At 75.8% G+C, this 8,836-nt stretch carries 8 protein-coding genes; 1 reads left to right on the top strand and 7 read right to left on the bottom strand.

The genetic code is table 11. The features are described from left to right. Positions 1-256: 256 nt before the first annotated feature. From ACFUK0_RS38445 to ACFUK0_RS38415, 7 genes are all read right to left on the bottom strand, one after another. A complete protein-coding gene (locus ACFUK0_RS38445; protein ID WP_380258434.1) occupies positions 257-1,213 on the bottom strand; it encodes a hypothetical protein in 957 nt (318 codons plus the stop codon). A 79-nt stretch (positions 1,214-1,292) separates the two neighbouring features. Then, positions 1,293-1,904, bottom strand: coding sequence for an ATP/GTP-binding protein (locus ACFUK0_RS38440; protein WP_380258432.1), 612 nt, complete (start codon positions 1,902-1,904; stop codon positions 1,293-1,295). Continuing rightward, entirely contained in the window at positions 1,885-2,229 is a 345-nt protein-coding gene (locus ACFUK0_RS38435; protein WP_380258436.1) for a DUF742 domain-containing protein, read from the bottom strand. The genes ACFUK0_RS38440 and ACFUK0_RS38435 overlap by 20 nt, the downstream gene beginning before the upstream one ends. 104 nt (positions 2,230-2,333) lie before the next feature. Beyond that, positions 2,334-2,744: a roadblock/LC7 domain-containing protein gene (locus tag ACFUK0_RS38430; protein ID WP_380258430.1), complete on the bottom strand. Its 411-nt coding sequence runs from the start codon at positions 2,742-2,744 to the stop codon at positions 2,334-2,336. Next, positions 2,741-5,380 (bottom strand): nitrate- and nitrite sensing domain-containing protein, encoded by a 2,640-nt coding sequence (locus ACFUK0_RS38425; RefSeq protein WP_380258428.1) that lies wholly within the window; start codon positions 5,378-5,380, stop codon positions 2,741-2,743. Before ACFUK0_RS38425 ends, ACFUK0_RS38430 begins: the two co-directional genes overlap by 4 nt. A gap of 54 nt (positions 5,381-5,434) precedes the next feature. After that, positions 5,435-6,238 (bottom strand): MHYT domain-containing protein, encoded by an 804-nt coding sequence (locus ACFUK0_RS38420; RefSeq protein WP_380258426.1) that lies wholly within the window; start codon positions 6,236-6,238, stop codon positions 5,435-5,437. 391 nt (positions 6,239-6,629) lie between these two features. Further along, on the bottom strand, positions 6,630-7,697 hold the full coding sequence (locus ACFUK0_RS38415) for an RNA ligase (ATP) (RefSeq protein WP_380258424.1): 1,068 nt from the start codon (positions 7,695-7,697) through the stop codon (positions 6,630-6,632). Positions 7,698-7,951: 254 nt separating this feature from the next. Between ACFUK0_RS38415 and modA the strand changes: the two genes are divergently transcribed. Next, positions 7,952-8,779: a molybdate ABC transporter substrate-binding protein gene (modA, locus tag ACFUK0_RS38410; protein WP_380258422.1), complete on the top strand. Its 828-nt coding sequence runs from the start codon at positions 7,952-7,954 to the stop codon at positions 8,777-8,779. Positions 8,780-8,836: the final 57 nt, after the last annotated feature.

Here is an 8,836-nt window from a genome sequence, read left to right as displayed (position 1 = left end):
CAGCACCTCCCACTCCACATCCGACAGCTCATGACGACGAATCACGACCAACATGATCGCTCATCAGCCCATCGCCTTTGAAGACGCGCCCTAGGGCCCGAACCCCCTGAACACCCTGGTCCGGCGCCGCCCCACACCCCCCGGGCGGCGCCGGGCCGGGGACCCTCCGCCGGGCCGGCGGCCGCACGGCGCACGACGCCGCCGCAGCCGCCGGCCCGGTGTCGTCACCGCCGCCACCCGGCCCGCACGCCCGGCCTCACTCGACGTCGTCGCCGCTGACCGCCCAGCTCAGGCCGGTGGCCGGGTCCTCCAGCGCGACGTGCAGGTAGCGCACCTCGTCCGCCGGGTCGCACCAGGTGAAGCAGCGCAGCCGGGCCACCAGGGCGTTCACCTCGGCCCGGTCCGGCCCGTCCGAGCCGGTCATCGCGACCAGGGCCCGCCAGACCAGCAGCCGGCCCCGCGCCACCCCGTGCGCGCGGACCCCGGCACCCGCCTGGACGAGCACCGGGTACGCGGCGGAGAACGGCACGTACCCGCCGGTCACCAACCGGGCCGGGGCGAACTGCACCGCCGCGTCCGGGGCCGCGCCGCGGACGCAGGCCGCCTGCGCCCAGTCCGCGAGCGCGGCGAACTCCCCGGTGGCCCGCTGCCCGGCCAGCCGCTCCCCGCGCGGGGGCAGCTCCACCGGGCCGAGGCCCTCGCGGGTCGCGGGCAGCGCCAGCAGCGAGCTGCGCGACCCGCCCGCCCGCTGGTAGTCCCGGACTCTCCCGCCCTCGCCCCAGCCGGCCGTCTCCCACGGCTCCAGCACCAGCGGCACGCCCTCCGGATCGGGCTCCGCGCCGTAGGAGAGGTCCTCGCCGGCCAGCACCCGGGTGTGCGCCACCAGGCGGCGGACGGCGGGCGGGCCCAGCAGCGGCGCCAGCCGCAGCCAGGAGTGCCGGGTCGCCAGCACCTCCCAGAGCGGGCCCGAGTCGTGGTCGCCGACCCCGGCCGCCGTTCCCGGGCCGCCGTCCGCGTCGAACAGCCGGACGGCCACCTCGGGCGGCGCGGCGTGCGCGATCAGATGGCCGAGGGCGGCGGTCTCGGCCGCCGCCCGGGTCTCGCCGGCCCGCACCGCGGCCGCCGCCCTGGCCTGCCGGTAGGCGCCGAGCAGTTCCGGCCAGCGGCCCTCGTCGGCCAGGGTGCGCAGCCTGCGGTCCTCATACGTGATCACATTTTCAGCGTACGTGCGGGTCCCGCCATCGGCTGACACCTCGTCAGCCCGGTGCGGCGCGGCGCCACGGCGCCACGGCTCAGGGGGCGATGCCGGCCAGCAGGCGGGCCGCGTGCACCTTCCCGGCGTGCTCGACCAGGTTGATCAGCACGCTCTTGCCCGAGCTGCGGGCCCGCGCGTCGCACATCACGACGGGCGTGTCCTGGTCCAGGTCGAGCGCCCGGGAGACCTCGTCGGGGCGGAAGTCGCGGGTGCCCGCGAAGCGGTTGACGGCCACCACGAACGGGATCCCCCGGTGCTCGAAGAAGTCCACGGCCGGGAAGCAGTCGGTCAGGCGCCGGGTGTCGGCGAGCACGACGGCGCCCAGCGCGCCCTGTGCCAGTTCGTCCCAGAGGAACCAGAAGCGGTCCTGGCCGGGGGTGCCGAAGAGGTAGACGGACAGGCCCTCGCGGATGGTGATCCGGCCGAAGTCCATCGCCACCGTGGTGGTCGTCTTCTGCTCGACCCCGCCGGTGTCGTCCACGCCCCGGCCGGCCTCGGTGAGCTGCTCCTCGGTGCGCAGCGGCCGGATCTCGCTGACCGAGCCGACCAGCGTGGTCTTGCCGACGCCGAAGCCGCCGGCCACCAGGATCTTCAGCGCCAGCACGGGCGAGCCGTCCGGGCCGGTGGGTTCAGAGCGCGCGGAGTCCATCGATGACCTCACGGAGGATGTGCTCGTCGGGGAGCAGGGCGGGTGGGACGGGCCGGCTGACCCGGATGAGTCCGGCGTCCAGCAGGTCGCCGAGCAGCACCCGGACGACGCCGAGCGGCAGGTCCAGGTCGGCGGCGATCTCGGCGACGGACAGTGCGTTGCCGCGGCACAGGTCGAGGATCAGCCCCTGCTCGGGGCCGGCCGCGAGGTCCGGGCCGCCGGGGGCGGCGGCCGCGGGCAGGTCGCTGACGACGAGCGCGATCAGGTCGAACTCGCGGCCGCTCGGCCTGGTCCGGCCCTTGGTCATCGCGTACGGGCGGACCATCGGCCCGGCCGCGTCGTCGTACCACCGGGTGTGCTGCTCGGGCCCGGTCGGGTGGCCGAAGGCGGAGCCGTCCTCGTAGCGGCGGTGCGGGTACGGCACCGGGCTCACCCCCCGACCGCGCTGCGCGGCGGCGTGTACAGGTGCTCGCCGACGCGGCGGACCAGCCGGGCCATCTCGTAGGCGACCAGGCCGAGATCGGCGTCGGCGGTGGAGAAGACGGCCAGGCAGGTGCCCTCACCGGCGGCGGCGACCAGCAGGAAGCCGTGCTCCAGCTCGACCATGGTCTGGCGGACCTCGCCGCCGTCGAAGTGCCGGCCGGCGCCCTTGGCCAGGCTGTGGAACCCGGAGGCGACGGCGGCCAGGTGCTCGCCGTCCTCCCGGCCGAGGCCGGCCGAGGTGCCGATGGCCAGCCCGTCGCCGGACAGCATCACGGCGAACCGGACCTGGACGACCCGCGAGACGAGCTCGTCGAGCAGCCAGTTGAGCCCGCCCGGGTGGTGCGTGGTGCCGTTCATCGGGTCTCTCCTCGGGGTGACGGACGGTCGGCCGTGACGGGACGCGGGGGATGCACGGGGTGCAGGGGGGCGCGGTTCCTCCCGCGCGCCCAGCCCTGCTGGTAGGCGGACATCGCCGCGCGGGCCTCCTCGGGGTTGCGGCCGGCCGGGGCCGGTGCGCCGCGCCGGACGGCGGGCGCCGCCGGGCGGGCCGGGGTCTCCCGCAGTTGCGGTGCGAGGCTGGCCTGGCGCACCCGGCGCGGCAGCTCGTCGGGGTCGGCCGCCGGCGCGGCCCCGGCCCCGGCGGGCCGGGCGGCCGGCGGCCGGACCGCGGGACGGGGCGGCTGCGCCGGGACGGCCGGCGGGAGCTGCGGGCGGTCGGCCCTGGCCCCGTCGGCGCGGAACGGGCTCGGGCGCAGCACGCCGGGGTCCGCGCCCTGGGCCCCGAAGGGGCGCAGCGGGGCGGGGGCGGCGCCCTGCTCCGGCAGTCCGGTCGCCGCCAGTTCGCGCAGCAGCGCGCGGTCGCGGGCGGGGCCGGCCCCGGAGCGGGGGACGGCCGCCGGCTCGGGGCCGGTGGCGGCGTCCGGGGTCTCCAGCAGCGCCGTCGGCAGCAGGACGACGGCCGTGGTGCCGCCGTAGGCGGAGGGCCGCAGCGAGACCCTGACGTCCTGGCGGCGGGCGAGGCGGCTGACCACGAAGAGGCCGAGCCGGTCGCTGTCGAAGAGGTCGCTCTGCTCGGCGGCGGCGATCCGCCGGTTGGCGTCGGCCAGCGCCTCGGCACCCATGCCGAGACCGCGGTCCTCGATCTCCAGGGCGTAGCCGTTGCCGACCTGTTCGCCCCTGATGTGCACCTTGGTGTGCGGGGGCGAGAACCCGGTGGCGTTCTCGACGAGTTCGGCGACCAGGTGGGTGAGGTCGGCGACGGCCGGGCCGCAGAGCGCCGCGTACGGGAGGCGGTGCACCTCCACCCGGGCGTACTCCTCGACCTCGGCGACGGCCGCACGGACGACGTCGAGCAGCGGTACGGGCCGGCGCCAGGCGCGCCCGGGGGCGGCGCCGGAGAGGATGATCAGGCCCTCGGCGTGCCGGCGCATCCGGGTGGTCAGGTGGTCGAGCCGGAACAGGTCCTCCAGCTCGGCCGGGTCCTCGGTGCGGCGCTCCATCGCGTCCAGCAAAGTGAGCTGGCGGTGCACCAGGACCTGGCTGCGCCGGGCCAGGTTGACGAAGACGCCGGACACGCCGGACAGGACTTCGGCGCGTTCGACGGCGGCGGTGACGGCGGCCCGCTGGACACTGCCCAGCGCGCCGTGCACCTGGCCGATCTCGTCGCTGCCGTGCTCCGGCAGCGGCGCCTCGGCGTCGATGTCGATCTCCTCGCCGGCCCGCAGCCGCCGCATGGTGGCGGGGAGCTTGCGCCCGGCGAGCTCCAGTGCCGAGTTGCGCAGCGCGATCAGTTCGGTGACCAGGCCGCGGCCGATCTGCACCGAGATCAGCAGGGAGGCGATCACCGCGGCCAGGCCGAGCAGCACGGCCACCCCCGAGGGGGTGAGCAGCCCGAGGGCGTACGGGTCGGTGCGCTCCGCGGCGGCGCGGCCGGCGTCGGTGTCGACGGCGCGCAGGGCGCGGGCGGTGCCGTCGGCGGCGACGGACCAGCGGTCGGGGCTGACCGCGGCGGCGGCGGCGCGCCCGTCGGGGGCGGCGGCGATCCGGTCCTCGAAGCCGGTGAGGTCCCGGTAGTCGGCGTCGGCGGTGACGGCGGCGAGGGCCGTCCGGTCCGCGGGGCGCAGGTCGGCGGCCGAGCCCTGCTCGAACTGGCGGCGGGCGAAGACCGCTCCGCCGAACTCCCGCAACTGGTCCTCCGTCAGGCTGCCGGCGGCCTGCCCGGCGCGCAGCAGGGCGTCCTCCCGGGCGAGCAGTTCGCGGGACCGGGCGAACTCCAGCAGGACGCGCGCGTCGGAGGCGGTGCGGTGGTCCTGGACCGGGGTCACCGCACCGGCCACCGCGAACGCCCGGTCGATCGCCTCGCCGTACGCGGTGTAGACCTCGCCCCAGCCGGCGCCGTGGGCCAGTACCCGGTTGCGCAGGGCGGGCAGCGCGCCGACGGCGGCGCCCAGCGTGTCGACCCGGACGGCGGCGTCCGCCCCCAGGCCCTCGGCGTCGGCGCGGTTGTACGCCGGGCCGAAGGTGAGCCGGGCGGCGGCGGCGTCGGTGGCGGCGGCGGCCTCCCGCAGGGCGCTCTCCCGGGTGGCCGTCGGGCCGGCCAGCAGCTGGCCGGCCGCGGTGCGCTCGGCCTGCAGGCCGGTGACGGTGTCGCCGACCGGGACGAGCAGGGCGGAGTGCACGTCCTTGAGCCTGAGCAGGTCCCAGACGTCCTGCGCGGTGGTGACGCTGGCGAACGACCAGAGCGCCAGCACCGAGACCACGGGCACCATCAGCAGCGCGAGGATCCTGGCGCGGACGGTACGGGGGCGCAGCCGCCGCAGGCCGGTGGCGGTACGGGCCGGGCGCGGGGCCGGGCCGTCGGCCAGGCTCTCCCGGGCGGGCGGGCCGGCGTGGGCGCCGCGTCGGGTGCCGGCGGTGGGCGGCCTGGCCGGGCCGCGCGCGGCGCCGGGGGCGGGCGCCGGTGCGCTGCGGGCCGATCCGCGGCGTACTCGCATGGGGTCGGGACCTTTCCTGGGGGCAGGGCGGCGGGGAGGGGGCGGCGGCGGGTGTCAGACGGCGGCGCGGTCGGACAGCGCGGCCTGCCGGAAGTCCTCGATGGTCAGCTCGGTGGCCTCCTCGTACGCGGCGCGTTCCTGCGCGGTCGGGGATAGGGCGACGAAGGCGGAGGTGAGGAAGAGGAAGGAGCCGAGGCCGACCGCGAGCGGGAAGACGAACTGCATGGGCGTCGCCCCGCCGAGGTCGGTGCGGGAGGGCTCCATGTGCACGTGGACGGCGGCCATCCCGGTGTAGTGCATGCAGGTCACCGCGATGCCCATGACGAGCGAGGCGCCGCCGGCCGCGACCACGTTGCGGATGGTGACGGCGGCCCAGAGCGCGGCGGTGGCGGCGCCGACGGCGACCAGCACGGAGAGCCCGACGGTGCCCGGGTCGTACGCGACCGCGCCGTGCAGGCGGACGGCGGCCATGCCCAGGTAGTGCATCGCGGCGACGCCGAGGCCGGTGGTGAGGCCGCCGAGCAGCAGGGAGCGGCCGCGGTGCCTGCCGTAACCGACGACGAACACGCCGAGGCCGGTGACCAGCACGGCGACCAGCAGGCTGAGGATGGTGAGCGGCACGTTGTAGCGCAGTTCGGTGCCGTCGACGGTGAAGCCGAACATCGCGACGAAGTGCATGGTCCAGATGCCGGAGCCGATCGCGGCGGCAGCGGTGAGCAGCCAGTTCCGGCGGGAGGCACCGATGGCGGAGAGCGCCCGCAGGGTGCAGCGCAGCCCGAGTGCGGCGCCGACGCAGGCCATCGCGTACGACAGCGCGGGGGTGAGCCAGCCGAAACTGAAGTGGTTCATGGTGCCCATGGGACCTCCGGTAGACCGGTCGGGCCCGGGGGCGATCACTCCGCGCCCCGGGCTTCTCCCGGACCGTGCGGTCTCCGGCGGATCGTCAGATGTTCAGTGACATATGCCATCCGCGCGTGCGCTTTCGGTCCGGGATGCGAGGGACGCTACCGAGCGCCCGGAATCGGTCACGCGAAGATGTGAAAAGCTCCCCGGTCGGGGTGGACGCTGTGCTCGAATGGACATGTCCTGTGAGAACAGCGGCACGCCTCCTCCATGCGCCCGGCCCGCTGCCGCAGCCCGACAGCAGCGGGACGCCCGGCGCCGAGGACGACCGGGGCGCGGACGCGGGGACGGCTGCGCGGGCGGGTACGGGGCCGGTGCGGGCACGGGTGCGAACGCGGTCCCGCGCTCACTCGTACTCGGTGCCGCCCTTGCGGGTCAGGTACGCGCCGCTGACCACCTTGGCGATGGCCCGGGCGCCCAGCAGCGGGCTCCAGCGCTCGGTGACCGGGCGGACCACCACCCCCTCGCGCAGGTGCAGCGCCCGGCCGGAGACGCTCTCCCGGCCCTCGGCCAGCTCCAGGACGACCTCCGCGTCGAACGGGCCGCGCCACAGCTCGGGCACCAGCGGCAGCTCCCCGGCCAGCAGCGCGGCCGCGTCCAGCCAGCGGAGCTGACCGCCGAGCACCGCCGAGACGTCGAAGGCCGCGTAGCCGGGCAGCTCGGTGCGGCCCGACTCCCCGTACGTCAGGTCCTGCACGCCCGCGCCGAAGACCTCGCCGAAGATCCCCACCCGCTCCGCGCCGAGCCGCTCCGCCAGCCGGGCCGCGACGGCGGGGATGCCGTGCTCCCGGACGGCACGCCAGTAGAGGTTCCGCTCGTCCTCGACCAGCGCCAGGCCCTGGGCGCCGATGCCCTTGGAGGAGACCTGCACCTCACCGGTGGCCGCGTGGTAGGTGACCAGGCAGCAGCTGCCGTGCAGCTTCTCGGTGAGCACGACCGGCTCGCCGGGCTCGAAGACGCCGGGGAAGCGCTTCAGGTTCTCGATGTCGACCCACGGCAGCAGGTCGGGCGCGCGCTCGACCTCGCCGTTCATCGCGGTCGGGATCGGCGGCGTCCACTTCACGATCCCCAGCGCCTCGGCGAAGTCCTCGCCCCGCTCGGCGGCGCCGGCCAGGTCGACGCCGGCCAGCGCGCGCGGCCGGCAGACGATGCCCTGCGAGAGCTCGCCGCGCAGCCGTACCGCCCGCACCCGGTCGGCCTTCGATCCGGCGAGCCTCCCGGTCAGGCCCAGCTCCTCGATCAGCCCGGCCGGGAGCACGGACTGCTCGGGTATGTACAGGGCGAGCTCGCCCGTCCGGAAGGCGCCCTTGGCGACGACCGCCCGGTAGAGGCCGACCTGCGCCAGCTCCAGGGCGTCCGCGTTCGGGTGCTCCAGGACGGTGAGCCGCTCGGCGGTCACGCGCAGTGTGGACATGGTGGGCCTCCCCCGTCGACCGATCAGCGGGACCACTCTGCCGGGCCCCGGTGTTACGGGCCAGGCATTTTCGCGGCCCTCCCGGTTACGCGCCGGTTTGAGCCTTCGCACAGCGGGGGAACGCCCCCTGTGAACTCCCGCCTGTGCGAAGGAACAGGGGTTTTTCAGCTCGCATCTGCGGCATTATGATCGCGTTAAAGGCCGCAGATGCGGCTACCACGCGCCCCTCCCGGCGCACCAGGAGGGGAAACCTCATGACCACCAGCACCCGCAGACTCGTCGTCGTCTCGGCAGCGGCCCTCGCCCTCGCGCTCGGGGCCACCGCCTGCGGCAGCGACGCCAAGACCGGTGACGCGAAGACCTCCGCCGCCCCGGGCGGCGCCGCCTCCCCGGCCGCGCCGGCGCTCTCCGGCGAGGTCAACGTCTTCGCGGCCGCCTCCCTCACCGGCACGTTCACGGAGCTGGGCAAGAAGTTCGAGACGGCCTACCCCGGCGTCAAGGTCAAGTTCAACTTCGGCGGCAGCTCCGCCCTGGCGCAGAGCATCAACTCCGGCGCCCCCGCCGACGTCTTCGCCGCCGCCAGCACCAAGACCATGAAGACCGTCAGCGACGCGGGCGGGGCGAGCGGCGAGCCGAAGACCTTCGTCCGCAACACGCTGACCATCGCGGTGCCCAAGGGCAACCCCAAGCACGTCGCCGCGCTCAAGGACCTGGCCGGCGCCGGGTTCAAGGTCGCACTGTGCGCCAAGGAGGTGCCGTGCGGCGCCGCCGCCGTGGACGCCCTCAAGGCCGGCGGCGTCGACCTGACGCCCGTCACCCTGGAGCAGGACGTCAAGGGCGCCCTCACCAAGGTCGAACTCGGCGAGGTCGACGCCTCGCTGGTCTACAGGACCGATGTGAAGGCCGATGCTGCGAAGATCGACGGCGTGGACTTCCCCGAGGCCGAGAAGGCCGTGAACGACTACCCGATCGCCGCACTCGCCAAGGCACCGAACAAGGACGGCGCCGCCGCCTTCGTCGCCTACATCCAGTCGGCCGAGGCCAAGCAGGTGCTCACCGCAGCGGGCTTCCAGACCCCGTGAGCGCCCGCACCACCCCACCCGTGAGCGCCGCCGGCGCGGACGGCCCCACCCCGGGCC

It is taken from the genome of Kitasatospora sp. NPDC057223 (assembly GCF_042669755.1).
Classification (GTDB): Bacteria; Actinomycetota; Actinomycetes; order Streptomycetales; family Streptomycetaceae; genus Kitasatospora.
Note: the sequence above shows the minus strand (reverse complement) of the source record. Positions and strands in the feature narration are given on the sequence as shown.

Bases quoted from the DNA above. Each gene is read 5' to 3' on its own strand.
- ACFUK0_RS38440 (WP_380258432.1), bottom strand. From the start codon at position 1,904: ATGGACTCCGCGCGCTCTGAACCCACCGGCCCGGACGGCTCGCCCGTG.
- ACFUK0_RS38435 (WP_380258436.1), bottom strand. From the start codon at position 2,229: ATGGTCCGCCCGTACGCGATGACCAAGGGCCGGACCAGGCCGAGCGGC.
- ACFUK0_RS38430 (WP_380258430.1), bottom strand. From the start codon at position 2,744: ATGAACGGCACCACGCACCACCCGGGCGGGCTCAACTGGCTGCTCGAC.
- ACFUK0_RS38425 (WP_380258428.1), bottom strand. From the start codon at position 5,380: ATGCGAGTACGCCGCGGATCGGCCCGCAGCGCACCGGCGCCCGCCCCC.
- ACFUK0_RS38420 (WP_380258426.1), bottom strand. From the start codon at position 6,238: ATGGGCACCATGAACCACTTCAGTTTCGGCTGGCTCACCCCCGCGCTG.
- ACFUK0_RS38415 (WP_380258424.1), bottom strand. From the start codon at position 7,697: ATGTCCACACTGCGCGTGACCGCCGAGCGGCTCACCGTCCTGGAGCAC.
- modA (WP_380258422.1), top strand. From the start codon at position 7,952: ATGACCACCAGCACCCGCAGACTCGTCGTCGTCTCGGCAGCGGCCCTC.